This window comes from Hymenobacter sp. BT559, assembly GCF_016427535.1.
Classification (GTDB): Bacteria; Bacteroidota; Bacteroidia; order Cytophagales; family Hymenobacteraceae; genus Hymenobacter.
This window is the reverse complement of sequence record NZ_JAELXV010000004.1, coordinates 374,208-388,639: the sequence shown is the minus strand read 5'-3', so window position 1 is coordinate 388,639 and position 14,432 is coordinate 374,208. Positions and strand designations below refer to the sequence as shown.

At 61.4% G+C, this 14,432-nt stretch carries 13 protein-coding genes; 4 read left to right on the top strand and 9 right to left on the bottom strand.

Annotation, left to right across the window (positions count from 1 at the left end):
• Positions 1-21 precede the first annotated feature (21 nt).
• From JAO77_RS16105 to JAO77_RS16080, 6 genes are all read right to left on the bottom strand, one after another.
• Positions 22-594, bottom strand: a complete 573-nt coding sequence (locus JAO77_RS16105; RefSeq protein ID WP_198991395.1) for an RNA polymerase sigma factor — start codon at positions 592-594, stop codon at positions 22-24.
• Positions 595-681: 87 nt separating this feature from the next.
• Positions 682-2,127, bottom strand: coding sequence for a vWA domain-containing protein (locus tag JAO77_RS16100; protein ID WP_198991394.1), 1,446 nt, complete (start codon positions 2,125-2,127; stop codon positions 682-684).
• A gap of 38 nt (positions 2,128-2,165) precedes the next feature.
• On the bottom strand, positions 2,166-2,615 hold the full coding sequence (gene bcp / locus JAO77_RS16095) for a thioredoxin-dependent thiol peroxidase (RefSeq protein WP_198991393.1): 450 nt from the start codon (positions 2,613-2,615) through the stop codon (positions 2,166-2,168).
• Positions 2,616-2,775: 160 nt separating this feature from the next.
• Positions 2,776-3,540 (bottom strand): TerC family protein, encoded by a 765-nt coding sequence (locus JAO77_RS16090; RefSeq protein ID WP_198991392.1) that lies wholly within the window; start codon positions 3,538-3,540, stop codon positions 2,776-2,778.
• A 10-nt stretch (positions 3,541-3,550) separates the two neighbouring features.
• Positions 3,551-4,273 carry a DUF2490 domain-containing protein gene (locus JAO77_RS16085; RefSeq protein WP_198991391.1) on the bottom strand — a complete coding sequence of 241 codons (723 nt, stop codon included), beginning with the start codon at positions 4,271-4,273 and terminating at the stop codon, positions 3,551-3,553.
• 63 nt (positions 4,274-4,336) lie between these two features.
• Positions 4,337-5,671 carry a CitMHS family transporter gene (locus JAO77_RS16080; protein WP_286192471.1) on the bottom strand — a complete coding sequence of 445 codons (1,335 nt, stop codon included), beginning with the start codon at positions 5,669-5,671 and terminating at the stop codon, positions 4,337-4,339.
• 147 nt (positions 5,672-5,818) lie between these two features.
• Between JAO77_RS16080 and JAO77_RS16075 the strand changes: the two genes are divergently transcribed.
• Both JAO77_RS16075 and JAO77_RS16070 read left to right on the top strand, forming a co-directional pair.
• Positions 5,819-6,502, top strand: coding sequence for a response regulator transcription factor (locus tag JAO77_RS16075; protein ID WP_198991389.1), 684 nt, complete (start codon positions 5,819-5,821; stop codon positions 6,500-6,502).
• A 10-nt stretch (positions 6,503-6,512) separates the two neighbouring features.
• Positions 6,513-7,799 (top strand): sensor histidine kinase, encoded by a 1,287-nt coding sequence (locus JAO77_RS16070; protein ID WP_198991388.1) that lies wholly within the window; start codon positions 6,513-6,515, stop codon positions 7,797-7,799.
• A gap of 69 nt (positions 7,800-7,868) precedes the next feature.
• Here the strand turns inward: JAO77_RS16070 and JAO77_RS16065 are convergent, their stop codons facing one another.
• Together JAO77_RS16065 and JAO77_RS16060 are read right to left on the bottom strand one after the other, a co-directional pair.
• The gene (locus JAO77_RS16065) at positions 7,869-9,860 is read right to left on the bottom strand and encodes a M23 family metallopeptidase (RefSeq protein ID WP_198991387.1); all 1,992 of its coding nucleotides are present in this window, start codon (positions 9,858-9,860) and stop codon (positions 7,869-7,871) included.
• Positions 9,861-9,983: 123 nt separating this feature from the next.
• Positions 9,984-10,598, bottom strand: coding sequence for a fumarylacetoacetate hydrolase family protein (locus JAO77_RS16060; RefSeq protein WP_198991386.1), 615 nt, complete (start codon positions 10,596-10,598; stop codon positions 9,984-9,986).
• A gap of 331 nt (positions 10,599-10,929) precedes the next feature.
• Between JAO77_RS16060 and JAO77_RS16055 the strand changes: the two genes are divergently transcribed.
• Both JAO77_RS16055 and JAO77_RS16050 read left to right on the top strand, forming a co-directional pair.
• The gene (locus JAO77_RS16055) at positions 10,930-11,679 is read left to right on the top strand and encodes a M48 family metallopeptidase (RefSeq protein WP_370550229.1); all 750 of its coding nucleotides are present in this window, start codon (positions 10,930-10,932) and stop codon (positions 11,677-11,679) included.
• A gap of 115 nt (positions 11,680-11,794) precedes the next feature.
• Positions 11,795-12,367 (top strand): hypothetical protein, encoded by a 573-nt coding sequence (locus JAO77_RS16050; RefSeq protein WP_198991384.1) that lies wholly within the window; start codon positions 11,795-11,797, stop codon positions 12,365-12,367.
• Positions 12,368-12,504: 137 nt separating this feature from the next.
• Here the strand turns inward: JAO77_RS16050 and JAO77_RS16045 are convergent, their stop codons facing one another.
• Positions 12,505-14,373, bottom strand: coding sequence for a PAS domain-containing sensor histidine kinase (locus JAO77_RS16045; RefSeq protein ID WP_198991383.1), 1,869 nt, complete (start codon positions 14,371-14,373; stop codon positions 12,505-12,507).
• Between the last annotated feature and the right edge of the window lie 59 nt (positions 14,374-14,432).

The window sequence follows — 14,432 nt, the reverse complement described above, 5'->3', positions numbered from 1 at the left end:
ATGAAAAAACTAACCTAGGGTTTAATTCGCTGCGTCGGAAGAATAGCCTCGCACGTCAGCGGCCGTTACGTATTCCTCGATTTTGCGCACCGCGTGGTGGTAGCTGGCCTTGAGGGCGCCCACGCTGGTGCCAGTGACCTCAGCCATCTGCTCGTAGGGCATTTCGTCGTAGTAGCGTAGGTTGAACACCAGGCGCTGCTTGTCGGGCAGGCGCAGGATAGCTTTTTGCAGCTTCAGCTCTATTTCATCGCCAGCCACGGCCGGGTCGGCTTCCAGCTTGGCCGCGAGCTCGGCGCCCACGTCGTTGAGGGGCAAGAAGAATTTGCGCCGCTTGCTTTTTAAAAAGCCCAGGCACTCGTTGGTGGCGATGCGGTAAATCCAAGTGAACAGCTGGGCATCCTGCCGAAAGTCGCCTAGGTACTTCCACACCTTCACAAACACGTCCTGCGTGAGGTCGTCGGCATCGGCGTGGTCTACCACCATTTTGCGCACGTGCCAGTACACCTTCTGCTGGTACTTGCGCACGAGCTGGTTAAACGCCAGGTTGCGGCTGGCGGGGTCCTGAAACTTGCGGAGGATTTCGTGGTCTTCCAAGCGCGAAAAGAAGCGAGCGGGCTGGTTAGACGACGGAAGAAGCGCAAAGTTTAATGACTAGGTATCGCGCTTGGCAAAGTGGCGTGCCTAGCGCCCGAAAATGGCGACTGAGGTGGTTTGGGTCGAGCGGATGGTGAAGTTGCGCACGTCGGTAAACTTGCTGCCGGTGCTAGTGGCGGTGCGAAATACCAGCCGGTACACGCCCGGCTGCAGGGCTAGGTTCACCTTGCTGCTGGTTTCGGGTAGGCTGGCCACCCAGGTCTGGTTATCGTCGTTGTCGATTTGGTAGATACTGCCGTGGCCCTTCAAGTCGCTGGTAATGTTGAGGGTGCCGGGCGCGGGGTAGGTGAGGGTGCTGGTCATGCCCTGCCGCACGCTGATGCGCTGCACTGTGCGGGGCAGCGTCAGTATTTCGACCTCGTAGTTGCCGGCCAGCAGCTTTTGCTTGGTGCCGAAGGGCAGGGCCACCACTGTGGCGCCCGCGGGGGTACGTACCACCGCCTGCACCGGCCCGCCGTAGGGGTTAGGGCTCACCCCGGGGCCTTGCAGCGCCAGCGTGCCCTGCGGCGTCTTGTAGCTCAATACGTTGGCTTTGCCGGGCTTGATGAGGAGGTTGGCCTGGCGTACGGGCGGCAGGGTATTAATAACCAAGTCATAGCTCTGCAAGGCGTCAATGGCGAGCTCGTCGGCCTTGCCCGCGGCGTCGCGGTAATGCACATAGTTGTACTCGGGCTGGCCGGTCACGTTATTAATGAACGTCATGTTCACGTTCGACTCCACGGCGCGGCCGGCCTCGTCGGTCAGGTTCACGGCCACTGTGGTTTTGGCCAGCGTTTGGGCAATGACGTCGTTGAGCACCGTTTTGAAGGTCTTGACCTCCGCCGCGTTGTAGTAGCGACCTAGGCAGTCCAGCGCCTTGCCAAAGTCTTTTTGCGCCCCAATGCCAATCACAAAGGGCTTCAAGAAAATGCGCTTGCGCTGCAAGGCCAACGACGTGGCGCAGGGGTCGCCCTGGCACGACTCCACCCCGTCGGTGATAAGCAGCAGCACGTTGCGCGACGTTTTATCAATCGGAAAGTCATTGGCCGATTGCCCCAGCGAATAGGTGATGGGCGTGTTGCCCTGGGCCTTCAGCGTCTTGAGCTTGGCCTTGATGGCGGCGGCGTTTTTGGGCGCGAAGGGCACTTCCAGGCGCGAGTCTTCGCAGTTTTGCTCGGCGTTGGGGCTTTGGTGGCCGTACACGCGCAAACCTAGCTCCAGGTTGGGGTAGGCGTTGAGTGAGTCGGCCATTTTGGCCAGCAGGCGCTTGGCTACTTCCCAGCGCGGCTGGCCTTCCCAGGGCGCCATCATCGAGCCCGAAGCATCGAGCAAGAACAAAATGCGCGTAACCTTGGGCCGCTCGGGCGGCGCGTTTTGAGCCCGAGCGGCCGAAGCCGACAGTAACAGCGCCAACGCGCTGATGAATAACCAGAAAAAGCTGCGCGAGAGGAAGGTGGGACGAGAGCGCGGCGCGGTGCAGAAAGCCAGGTGCATGGGCGCAAGGTAAGCAAAAAGCTGGCTCAGTGCCCCGGTTATTTTAGTAGTTGGGCGGCGTGCTCTTTGGTGTCGGGGCGCTTGATTACGCGGGTTATCACGCCGTTTTCGTCCAGCAAAAACGTGGTGCGCACGGTGCCCCAGTAGGTTTTGCCGTAGTTTTTCTTTTCCTGCCACACGCCGTAGGCCTGCACAATGGCTTTGTCGGCATCGGCCACCAGCGGAAAGCTTAGGTCGTACTTCTGCGCAAACTTGCCGTGCGAGGCCGCGTCGTCGGTGCTCACACCTACTACTTTGATGCCTTGGGCGGCCAGTTGCATCTCGTTGTCGCGCAGGTTGCAGGCTTGGGCAGTGCAGCCGGGGGTGTCGTCTTTGGGGTAGAAGTAGAGCGCTACCTTCTGGCCGCGCAGGCTGCTCAGCGTAAAAGGATTGCCGTGTTGGTCGGGGGCGGTGAAGTCGGGGGCGAGGGTGCCGATTTCGGGAAGCATATGGGGGAGGAGTAGAGCGAAGTAGAAGCGCCCGCCGCCACGGCGGGCAGACAAAAGTAGTACCGGCCGTTTCCCACGCGTGCTGCGAGAAACGGCCGGTGCTACGCGGCATAACCTATGCTCTAGGGTAATTTGAAGGCCCGTGCCTAGGCCGCACGTGCTAGCGCGGCCCCAGCCGCCTAGGGTAGTCAAACAGCACTGAGGTAGCCCAGGGTACCAGAAACACCGCCACCGTAATGACAGTCAGCCCCACGTCGGCTCCTTCGCTGCTGAGAAAGGCGGTGAACGGGTGCGCCGGCTGGAAGTGCTCGAACAGCGACAGCACGAGCTTGAGCCCCAAAATGCCGATGACCACAAAGGCAGCCGTTTCGAGAAACGGATACTTACCCATCAGCAGCACGAAGGCCTGCGCCACCAGCCGCATAGCCAGGATGCCGATAAATACGCCCGCCACCACCAAAATCAGGTTGTCGGTGAAGGCGACCACGGCAAACACGTTGTCGATTGAAAATGCTAGGTCCATCAATTCTATCAGCGCCACGGTAGCCCAGAATTTTCCAAAGACGCCTAGCGTGCGCTTGTAAAGCCAGCTTTTTTCTTTCTCCACGTGTTCGTCGCCCTCGGCCGGCCCGGCCCGGAAATGGTCCCAAACCAAGTACAGGAGGTAGAGGCCACCTAGGGGCTTTAAAAACCAAAAATTGATGAGAAACGCGGCAAATACCAAGCACACGCCCCGAAACACGTAGGCTCCGAAGATGCCGTAGCGCAGGGCCTTTTTGCGCTGCTCGGGCGGCAGGTCGCCCACCATGGTAGCCAGCACGGCCGCGTTATCGACCGAGAGTAGGCTTTCGATGATGACGAGGTTGCCCACGATGGCCAGCGCGCCCAGCGGGTTATCCAGAATTTGCTGGAGGTAGTGATTCATGCAGGAAAGATTATTGGGGCAGGAAGCGCACGCGGCGCTCGGGGTGGTCGGCCGACCAGCCAAAGTCGTGACGTAGGATGAAGGCCACGTAGTTAGAGCGGTTTTGGCCGCCGTCGAACTGGGTCATCCAGAGTAGTTCGCCGCCCAGGTTTTTATTGAAAATGTAGCCCACGCCGCCCCACACGCGGTTGCTGTCAAACGGGTTGGGCTGGTCGCTGAGACGGATTTCGTCTTTCAGCGCTAAGTACCATTTGGGGTTGAGGTTGGTTTTGGGGCCCAGCGGCAGGCGCAGCGAGGCCAAGTAGCGAAAGCGCAGCCGAAAGCCGGCGGCCGTCCAGCGCTCCTCGATGCGGTAGCGGTGGATGAGGCGGGCCCGGTTAAACTTCTGGGTTGAGATAACCTGCTGATACAAGCGGTTTTCGCGGTTGTCGAACTTTTCTACTTGGTCGGCGGTGGTGTAGGGCTGTAGTTGCAGGTACATGTAGCCCGCGCCCACCGACAGCGGCGCGTTTTTGAGGTTGTATTGCAAATTGGCCAGACCCAGTAGCAAGCGCTTGTCGGTGAGGCCACTGTAAGCACGGTACTGTGCCCCTAGGTTGAGGTCGAAGCGCTCGTTGAGCGAATACGTACCCGTGTATTGCAGCCAGCCGTTGTAGGCGGCGCGGTTGCGTTGAGCCTGGGCCCGGCTGCCGAGCAGCAAGCACAGTGTGAGAAATAATAGAGCCTTTTTCATGAAAATGAAAGAGTTGGGTGGGGATAGCAAGAGAGTAAAAGGGGCACTTAGGGGCCGGCGAGCTTACACCGGCACCACGCCCAGCAGCAGGCACACGATGAGCATCACGACCACGGTGCCGCAGGCCCACTTGAGGGTAAAGCGCTGGTGGTCACCAAAATCGACGCCAGCCAAGCCAGCGAGCAGGTAGGTGCTGGGCACCAGCGGGCTAAGCAAGTGGACTGATTGCCCGAGCAGCGAGGCGCGGCCCATAGCCTCGACCGTGACGCCGAACTGAGTGGCGGCCTTGGTCACGAGCGGCAGGATGCCGAAGTAATAGGCATCGTTGCTCATGAAGAAGGTAAACGGTGCGCTGGTAATGCCCGTGACAATGGGCAGGTGTGGCCCTAGGGCGTTTGGAATCAGCGTGACGATGGTTTGCGACATGGCATCGACCATCTTGGTGCCGGCCAGGATGCCGGTGAAAATGCCCGCCGCGAACACCATGCCCGCCACTATCATGGCGTTGCCGGCGTGGGCGTTGAGGCGGCCGCGCTGCTCGCCCAGGCGCGGGTAGTTGATGAGCATCCCGAGGGCAAAGGCCGTCATGAAGAGGATGGGCAGCGGCATCAGGTCCATGAAAAGGCCCGCGAGCAGGGCCAGGGTCAGCAGGGCATTCAGCCACAGCAGCTTGGGGCGGCGCAGACTCAGGTCTTCGTGGTTGGCCTCAGCCACCAGCTCATCGGCGTGCTCGTTGATGACAATGATACCTAGGCGCTTGCGTTCGCGCTTACCGAAGATGTAGGCCACAAAAATGACCCAGCCCGCCGCCACTATCATGGCCGGAATGAGAGGCGTAAAAACCTGGTTGCTATCGAGATGCAGGGCCGAGAGCACGCGGGCCGTGGGGCCGCCCCAGGGCAGAATGTTCATCACGGCGCTGGCTAGAAAAGCGGTGGCCGTGAGGATGAGCGGATTCATCTGGAGGTGGCGGTAGAGCGGCAGCATCGCCGACACCACGATGATGTAGGTGGTGGTGCCGTCGCCGTCGAGCGACACGGCCAGCGCCAGAATGGCGGTGCCGATGACCACCTTGAGCGGGTCGCCGCCCACGACCTTGAGAATCTTGCCCACGATGGGGTCGAAGAGGCCGGCGTCGGTCATGATGCCGAAGTACATGATGGCGAAAATTAGCATCACGCCGGTGGGCGCAATCTTCTTCACGCCCTCTAACATCATGTCGCCGATTTCGGCCCGAAACCCGCCGATGAGGGCAAACAGAATCGGAATTAGAATAAGCGCCGTCATGGCAAACATGCGCTTCGACATGATGAGGTACATGAACGTACTTATCATCAAAAACCCTAGGAGAGAAAGCATTGGGTGGGGAAAGAGGGCGTGGAAGAGCGTGGCAGCCAGTGGCCTCGCTCGAAGACTGTGGCGAAATACCTAGGAGATTTAGAATACATTTGGAAGAAATTAGCTTTCGCCTGAATTTCTTTCTGGGCGGTTAGTGACTACTCACTTCTCGCTGGTCCGCCTTTCCCACCCGCCTTAGGTCTTTGTATGAAACTGCTGCTCGTTGAAGACGAACCCGACCTGCTAGCTAGCCTAGTGAGTTACCTGCGAGCGCAGCACTACGTGTGTGAGGTGGCCACCACCTTTGCCCAGGCCCAAGAGAAGATGCTGCTGCACAGCTACGAGTGCATTGTGCTGGACCTAGGGCTGCCCGGCGGCGACGGCCTCGATTTGCTGCGCGAATTGCAAAAGCACCACCCTGGCGCAGCGGTCATCATCACCAGTGCCCGCGCCGCCGTGGGCGACCGCATTGCGGGCCTCGAGCTGGGAGCCGACGACTACCTGCCCAAGCCCTTTTACCTGCCTGAGTTAAGCGCCCGCATTGCGGCGCTGGTGCGGCGCCGCCACTACCAGGGTACCAACCTGCTGTGCGTGGGCGAATTGCGCGTAGACGTGCCCGCCCGCCGCGCCGCTGTGGCCGAGCGCCCGCTTACCCTCACCCGCACCGAGTTTGACTTGCTCTTGCTGCTGCTGGCCAATCAAGGCCGCGTGGTAACCAAGGGTGCCATTGCTGAGCACCTCTCGGGCGATGCAGCCGAGCAGTTCGATACCTTCGAGAACGTGTACGCCCACGTCAAAAACCTCAAGCGCAAACTGACGGAGGCCGGCGCGCCCAGCTACATCCGCATGGTGTATGGCCTAGGGTACCGGTTTGATGTGAGCGAGGCGTAAGGGCATACTTATGAAGCTTCTCGCCCGTACCACGCTCATCTTCTTGCTCTACGCCAGCGTGGTGGCGGTGGCGGGCACGTTCGTGTACTATGAGGTCATTCACCGGCTGTATTATAACTACGTCGACCGCACCCTGGGCCGGCGTAAGCAGCGCGTGGAGCTGGCCCTGCGCCAGGAGCTACGCACGCCCGCCGACCTGAGCTTTTGGCACCGCATCGACCACAATGTGGAGTTTGTGCCGCTGGCTGGTGCGCCGCCCGCGCGGCCGGCGGCCAACGCGTTTCGCGACCGGCTGATGTTTAATACTCTCACCGGTAAAAACCAATACTACCGGCAAGTGGCGGGGCTAGTCGGGTTTCAGGGCCGGGCCTACCGGCTAGAGGTGCGCACCTCGCTGCTCGATGGGCCAGCGCTGCTGGGCGGCATTGTGCTGGCTGAGGCGGTACTGTTTGGGGTGCTGCTGGGCGGCATGCTGCTGATTCAGCATGTGCTGGCGCGGCGCTACTGGCGGCCGTTTTACCGCACCCTAGGCACACTCCAACAGTACCAGCTCGACCAGCACCACGCCCCAACGCTGGAGCCCACGAATATCCCCGAGTTTAAGGCGTTGAACGCGGCTATTGGGCGGGTGCTGGGCCGGCACCAGCGCCTCTACCAGCGCCAGCGCGAATTTGCTGAAAACGCCGCCCACGAGCTCCAAACACCGCTGGCTATCCTGCGCACCAAGCTCGACTTGCTGGTGCAAGCCCCCGGCCTTACGGAGGAGCAAGCCAGCCACATCGAGCCGCTGCTGGCCGTGACGCAGCGCCTCACGCACCTCAGCCGCAGCCTGCTGCTGCTCACGCACCTCGACCAGCAGCTTTACTTCGCTACCGAAACGGTAGACCTCGCCGCCGTGGTGCGCACCCACCTAGGGCAGCTGGCCGAGCAGCTAGAAAGTGACCAGCTCACGCTCGAAACTGACCTGGTGCCGAGCCTGCGCGTGTCGGCTAATCGCTCGCTGCTAGACATCCTGGTGAGCAACTTGCTCAGCAACGCCATTCGGCACAACGTGCCCGGCGGCCAGCTGCGCGTGGTGCTCACGGCGCACTACTTACTAGTCGAAAACACCGGCCGCCCGCAGGCGCTGCCCGCCGACCAGCTCTTCGCCCGCCTGCGCCCCCGGCCCGACCGCCTGCCGGGCAGCGTGGGCCTAGGTCTGCCCATCGCCCGCCAAATCTGCGAAACCAGCGGTTTCTTGCTGAGCTACCATTATGAGGAGCCCGGCCGCCATCAGCTGCGCGTGCGTATTAGTTAAGCCCAAGCAAATTGCCCCGCTAACGCTCCCTAGGAGAGTGCTAGCGGGGCAATTTGCTTGAAGATATTCTTACAAGCTCAGCGGAATGACGCGTTCATTACCGGCTTGGTCGGTCAGGCGCAGCTCGGCGGGGCCGTGTAGGGCCGGGGCGTTGGGGTCGTTCGCCACAGTAAAAAGCGTGCTGTTTTTGTGCTCGTAGCGCAGCAGCCGGAAGCGCCCACCCACGAAAAGCCGGTACGAGGCCAGCCCCGACAAGTCATCGCCTACCCGGAATAGTAGCTGGCCGCCCGGCTTGCCTAGCAGGCGAGCTTCGGGCGCCTTGGTGTCGGTGTAGAGGCGGTATTGCCCAAACACCTTTGTGTTAAACGAGACCTGCTGACCGCTCTCGTCCCATTTGCCGCCCACGTAGGCGCGGCCACCCTTGGCCGTGACACTGTACACGGCCGTGCGCGCGCGGTCGGTGGGTGGGGTAGTGGTTTTGAGCGTAACGCGCAGCGGTAGGTAAAGCGGCGTGAGGGCCGAGCCTACCACCCAAGTTTCGGGTGCGGCAGCCGTGGCGGGGCGGTGGGCCGTGCTCAGATAGAGCGGCGAAAACAGCGTTTGTGGCCCAAAAACCAAGTTGAGGTGCGGTGTGGTGTAGCTAGTTTCTTGCCCCGCAGGTATCATCACTTGCCGGTCAAACCGCTTCGATACCTCCCCTAGGACCAGCGAGTCGGGCAGGCCGGCGCGCAGGTCGTAGAGGTAAGTGGTTTCGCGGCCTTTGCGGTAGCTGGGGCGCAGGGCCAGCTCGCGGCCGCTGCGGCGCAGCACAAGGTTGGCCGGCACGTCGGCGGTGTCGAGGGGCGCGTTGGTGACCACGGCGCGCAGCAGGTTGCGCGTGATGTCGTAGCGCAGTAGGGGCTTGGTGGCCGGGCCGGCCGCTGGAGGCGGGCTCAGCGCGGCGTAGTCTTCGGCGGGCTCGCCGCGCAGCACCAGGCGCGCTGTGGCCTTATTATTATACGAGTCGGCGAGCTCGTAGTCAACGGTATAGACCTTGCCGGGTTCCACGGTCAGCTTGCCCTGCCCTAGGCCGGGCGGCGTGTAAAACGGCAGGTCGTTGCCCTCGTCTACCCACAGCTTTTGCAGCATGCGGCCCGCCTGAAAGTGGTAGGCGTAGTCCACGAAGTTGTTGACCTGCCGCGAGCCATCCGGAAACGGCACCGCGTCGATAATGTGCTGGTAGTGCGGCTGCCCGTTCACGCGCACCGTCACGCGCTGAATACCATTCTTGTTCCAGGCCTGGTCAAAGCGGTCGAAGCCTTGCAGCAGTAGGCCCACCTGGCCCACGCACGCCACCGTGTCGGGAAAAACGGTAGTAGCGCCCGGCGCTGGCTGCACTTTCGGCACCAGCAGCGCCCGCTCAAACTGCCCCCGCACCCGCGCCGTAATGGCCAGCGGCTCCACCGCCAGGGCCTGCAAAATAGGCCCTAGGTGGTCTTGTATCTCCGGAAAGCCACCCCACTGCAGGGGGTTCAGCTGGCGGTCTTGGCCGTCGCGCACTTCCCAGTGCACGTGCGGGCCCGCCGAGCCGCCGGTATTGCCCGACTTGGCCACGATGTCGCCGCGCTTCACTGGGTACTGGCCGGGCTTAAAGAACAGCTCTAGCTCGTAGGTCTGCTTTTCGTACTGATGCTGGCGCAGCTCGGTCAGCACGGGGTCCAAAAACTCGTTGAGGTGGCCGTACACCGTCGTCAGCCCGTTAGGGTGCGTGAGGTACAGTACGTTGCCGTAGCCAAACGACGATTGCTTGAGGCGGGAGATGTAGCCATCGGCCGCCGCGTACACGGGCTTGTTAATGACGCTCGCCGTCTTAATATCGAGCCCGCCGTGAAAGTGGTTGGGCCGCAGCTCGCCCATGCTGGCCGCCAGAAAATTTTGCTGGCCCGGCATGATGGGCAGCAAAAAATAGCCCGGCGCCACCGCTACGGCCGTGGCAGCAGCGGCTGGCCGAATAGGCCCGCTCACGCGGTGGGTGGTGGTGTCGTCGCCCTCGTCTTGGCCGTGGCTAACGGTAGTAAGCAATAGCAACCCGCCTGCAGCCGACAGCCCAAGCCGGCGCATAAATTTGATAGTCAACAAAATATACTTCGCGCTGTGGCAAGCTCGCGCTTGCCGTCTTCCTTCTTACGTAAGCTGACCTAGGCGCTAGCGCACGGCCACATCCAAGATTTTCTCGTCTTCCAAAAAGCCCACCAGCTGGTCGCCGGGCTGCACCGGGCCCACGCCGGCGGGCGTGCCCGTAAAGAGCAAGTCGCCCTGCTTGAGGGTGATGTAGCGCGATACGAAGCTGATAATCTTGGCAAATGGGTGCAGCATCAAACCCGAATTACCCTGCTGGCGCACCTCGCCATTTACCTCCAGCCGGAAGTTGATGTTGCTGAAATCGGCAAACTCGGTAGCGGGCTTGAAAGTGGGCGAGAGCGGCGCCGAGCCATCGAAGGCCTTGGCTAGCTCCCAGGGCAGGCCCTTCTTCTTCAGCTCGCTTTGCAAGTCGCGAGCCGTGAAATCGATACCTAGGGTAATGGCGTCGAAGTAGGTGTGGGCAAACTGCTCCTCGATGTGGCGGCCGTTTTTGCTGATGCGCAGCACCAGCTCCAGCTCGTAGTGCACATCCTTCGAAAAGTCGGGGTAGAAAAACGGCTGGCCGCGCTGGATGAGCGCTGTTTCAGGCTTGAGGAAGATGACGGGCGCGGTAGGCGTTTCGTTTTGAAGCTCGGCAATGTGGTCGGCGTAGTTGCGGCCGATGCAAATGATTTTCATAAGGCGAGGCGGAGAGAGGGGGGTAAGCAGAAAGCAGAGAACGAGGAAAAAGTTGGATAGTATATAGGAAAGTTAGCTTTTTTCAAGACGTGGTATTTCCTTCGTAGTAGCCGCTCGTTCGGGCTGGCTGCATACCCAAAGCACAAAGTAAACATTCTCCCCGTCTGGTTGCGTATAGCTGCCACCCACGCCTTGCTACTGTTGGCTTTCTAGTTGCCACCTAGGCGGTGCCGTGTTCGCTATTCTTTCTTTCCCAAAACCCGACCTTCGTATGTTGTTCAAAAAAGCTATTGTTGCCGCGAGTATTGCCCTGTTAGCTGGTTGTACCACAGTGCCTATTACGGGCCGCCGCACGCTCAACTTGGTATCAGACAGCGAAATGAATTCGCTGGCCGTAACGCAGTATAAAGAAACCCTCAACACGTCGAAGCTTTCGACCAACGCGAACGATGTAGCCATGGTGCGGCGCGTGGGCCAGCGCATTCAGGCCGCCGTTGAGAAGTACTTCCGTGACCAGGGCCAGAGCGACCAGCTCGCGGGCTACCAGTGGGAATTCAACCTCATTCAGGACGATAAGACGGTGAACGCCTGGTGCATGCCCGGCGGCAAAGTAGCCGTGTACACGGGCATCTTGCCCATCACGCGCGACGAAACCGGGCTGGCCGTAGTAATGGGCCACGAAATAGCCCACGCCGTGGCCAAGCACGGCTCGGAGCGCATGAGCGACCAGATGCTGGCGCAGCTTGGCACCTCGGCCATCTCCACGGCCCTCACCAAAAACCCCGGTGCCACCCAAAGCATTTTTGCCAGCGCCGTGGGCACCGGCACCCAGCTGGGCAGCCAGGTGCTGCTGCTCAAGTTTAGCCGCAACCAGGAGAGCGAAGCCGACCACCTAGGGCTCATTTTTATGGCCATGGCCGGCTACAATCCTGCGCAGGCCATTCCTTTTTGGCAGCGCATGGCCGCTCAGAGCCAGGGCGGTACTCCCGAGTTTTTGTCGAGCCACCCCGCCGATGCTACCCGCATTGCTGACATCGAGCGCCTGTTGCCCGAGGCCCAGAAATACTATAAGCCCCGCTAGTAGTAGAGGTTGTTATATTAAGGCAATAAGCTGATTAGTAAATAGTAAGTGTGCATAAATTAAAAGGTGAATGGTGATTTTTATTTCATTAAGCTAGTAATCTGTCGTGTTACTCATGCGTCTTCTTCCACGTTTGTTAGGTATCGGGCTGCTGGGTTTGCTGGCGGGCTTGCTGCTGCTCACCTCCTGCGAGGCTACCCGCACGCGCGAAAGCAGCGACCCCACCCGCGAGGCTCAGCGCCTCACCGATGAGGCCGCGGCCCGCGCCGCCCGCAGCCGCCAGATAGCTCAGGTAAACGCGGCTGGCCCGCCCACCTTCCGTATGGGGCAGGCCGTGCTGGCCGCCGCATTTATCCGCGAGTTTGGCGATGGCACCGTGGTAGATAAAATACTTGTGCGCCCTTCGCCTAGCGCGCCCAAAGAGAAAACTACCTATTACCTCGTGGGCATGGGCCTGCGCGATGGCCATTTTCGGGCCATGGCGCTGCCCCTGCGCGACACCGGCAACGGGGCCCTGCTGCTGACGCCTGATGCCGAGCGCTACGTGCTCACGGGCAACGGCTGCCCCACCTGCTTTTTCGATTTTGAAGGCAGCCGCATCATTGGGTCGTCGTGCGGCGACAACTCGGGCGGCAACAGCTGCTCGTTCCAGGTGCTTAATGAGAATTCGTTTTTCCCCGTCAGATGAAACCAACTACCAAGTGGCTACTGCGCCTTTCGCTCGCGGCCCTCGCCGTGCTGCTAGCCAACGATAGCGGCCGGCCCAAGCCCCAGAAGCCCGCTAAGTAGCGGGCTTTTTTGTGCAACCATAGGTCATGCGGGCGGCTATTCGCCGGGCTGGGCAGCCGTCCAGTGCACCGTGAAGGTGGTGCCCTCGTTCAGGGTGCTGGCCACTTCTAGGTGCCCGCCGCGGCTGGTTAAGATGCGCTGCACCAAGTACATGCCTACGCCGGCCCCGGGCACGTGCGTATGCTGCCGGGTAAAGGGCCGGAAGCCTGGGCTGTTGGGCGAGGGCACCACCATACCTAGGCCATTGTCTTGCACCGAAAGCACAGGCTGCCCATCCTGCAGGTAGCTGCGCACCCGGATGTGGGCCGGGCGCTCGGGATGCGCAAACTTGAGCGCATTGCTGAGCAGATTGTGCAGAATGGAGCGCAGGTTGGCGCGGCCGTAGTGCAGGGTGGGTGCGCCCTCAAGGTCGAACTCCAGCGTGGCGCCAGCCTGCACAAACTGCATGCGCAGGCCCAGTAATATCTCGTCGGTAATACTGCGCAGGTCGAGCCGCTCGGCGGGGGCCGACAGGCCGCGCTGGTCTTGCACGGTGGCGGCTAGGTCTTGGATGGTGAGCTCAAGCTGCGCCAGCGCATCCTCCACCATCTGCAGCATAGAGCTGGCCTGTGGGTCGTCGAACGAGGCCACGCGCGCCAATTCCTCGAACAAGCCGCGCAGGTTGATAAGCGGCTGCCGCAGGTCGTGCGAGGCCGTGTACACGAAGGTGTCGAGGTCGTGGTTGGTGCGGGCCAGCTCGTTGTACTGGGTTTGCAGCACCTCGCGCAGGCGGTGCTGGTCGTCGACATCGGTGCAGGCCCCAAACCAGCGCAGGCCTTGCCCATCGGCCAGCTGCCGCGCCCGAATGATGTGCCAGCGGTACTGCCCATCGTGGCGCCGCATCCGGAACACCCCCTCGAAGGCTTCGCCCGTGGCCATGCTGTGCACCCACTGGCGGGCAGCTTCGGCCTGCTCTTTTGGGGCCAGCAGGTTGACCCAGCCCGTGGGGCCCAGTTCCTCCTGGGTCAAGCCCGTATACTCGCTGGTGTGGCGGTTGTAGTAGTCGATAAACCCTTCGGCTGAGGCCGTCCAGATAAGCTCCGGAATGCTGTCGGCCAGAAAGCGTAGTTCGGCCTCGCCCCGGCGCAGGGCTTCCGTCAGCTCGCGCTGGTCGTGAATCTCGGTGAGGGCCCCGTGCCAAAATACCGGCTCGCCTGGCGTATGCAGCTGCTCGGGCAGGGCGCGGCTCAGCAGCCAGCGGTACTGCCCGTCGTGGCGGCGCAGCCGGTACTCGTAGCTCCAGCCTGCGCCCGCCGCACGGGCCGCCTCTGCTTGGTAGAGTACCCGCAGCCGGTCGTCGGGGTGAATGAGCAGCGGCCAAATGGCATCTACGGCCGCCGTGGGCGGCTGCCCCGTAAAGTAGTACCACTGCGGGCTCACGTAGTCGTAGTGCCCCTTGGCATCGACCGTAAACGTAATCTGAGGCACCGTTTCGGTTAGCACGCGCAGGCGCGTATCGAGGCGGCGGGTTTCGACCTCGAGGCGGTGGGCCTGCTGGCGGGCTTCCTCTTGGGCCGTGACATCTACCGCAAATAGCAGCAGGCCGCTAATAACCTCGCTGGCTTCGCGGAAGGGCTCCAGTGTGAGGTCGTAGTAGCGGTTGGGCGAGTCGGGGCCGGGCAGCGCCAGGCAGTACGCTTTAGCAATAAACGGCCGGCCCGATTGGTACACACGCTGCATCACGTCGAGCAGGTCGGCGGCCAAAAAGCCGGGGTGCTTGGCAATGGGCACACCCTCGGGGGCCGGCCCTCCAAGTACCGCTTCCATCGCCTCATTTACAAAGCCATAGCAAAGCTCAGGGCCCTGTAGGGTAGCTACGCCCGCTGGCACGTGGCGCAGAATTGTTTGTTCGGAGTGCTCGCGCATGAGAGTACATAAAGTAAGCCTACCCCCGCAGCACCCAGCGGGCACTGCGGGGGTGGGCC

What these genes read in the sequence shown, in the direction of transcription:
- JAO77_RS16050 (WP_198991384.1), top strand. Translation starts at nt 11,795, where the DNA reads ATGCGTCTTCTTCCACGTTTGTTAGGTATCGGGCTGCTGGGTTTGCTG.
- JAO77_RS16090 (WP_198991392.1), bottom strand. Translation starts at nt 3,540, where the DNA reads ATGAATCACTACCTCCAGCAAATTCTGGATAACCCGCTGGGCGCGCTG.
- JAO77_RS16100 (WP_198991394.1), bottom strand. Translation starts at nt 2,127, where the DNA reads ATGCACCTGGCTTTCTGCACCGCGCCGCGCTCTCGTCCCACCTTCCTC.
- bcp (WP_198991393.1), bottom strand. Translation starts at nt 2,615, where the DNA reads ATGCTTCCCGAAATCGGCACCCTCGCCCCCGACTTCACCGCCCCCGAC.
- JAO77_RS16045 (WP_198991383.1), bottom strand. Translation starts at nt 14,373, where the DNA reads ATGCGCGAGCACTCCGAACAAACAATTCTGCGCCACGTGCCAGCGGGC.
- JAO77_RS16070 (WP_198991388.1), top strand. Translation starts at nt 6,513, where the DNA reads ATGAAGCTTCTCGCCCGTACCACGCTCATCTTCTTGCTCTACGCCAGC.
- JAO77_RS16085 (WP_198991391.1), bottom strand. Translation starts at nt 4,273, where the DNA reads ATGAAAAAGGCTCTATTATTTCTCACACTGTGCTTGCTGCTCGGCAGC.
- JAO77_RS16075 (WP_198991389.1), top strand. Translation starts at nt 5,819, where the DNA reads ATGAAACTGCTGCTCGTTGAAGACGAACCCGACCTGCTAGCTAGCCTA.
- JAO77_RS16060 (WP_198991386.1), bottom strand. Translation starts at nt 10,598, where the DNA reads ATGAAAATCATTTGCATCGGCCGCAACTACGCCGACCACATTGCCGAG.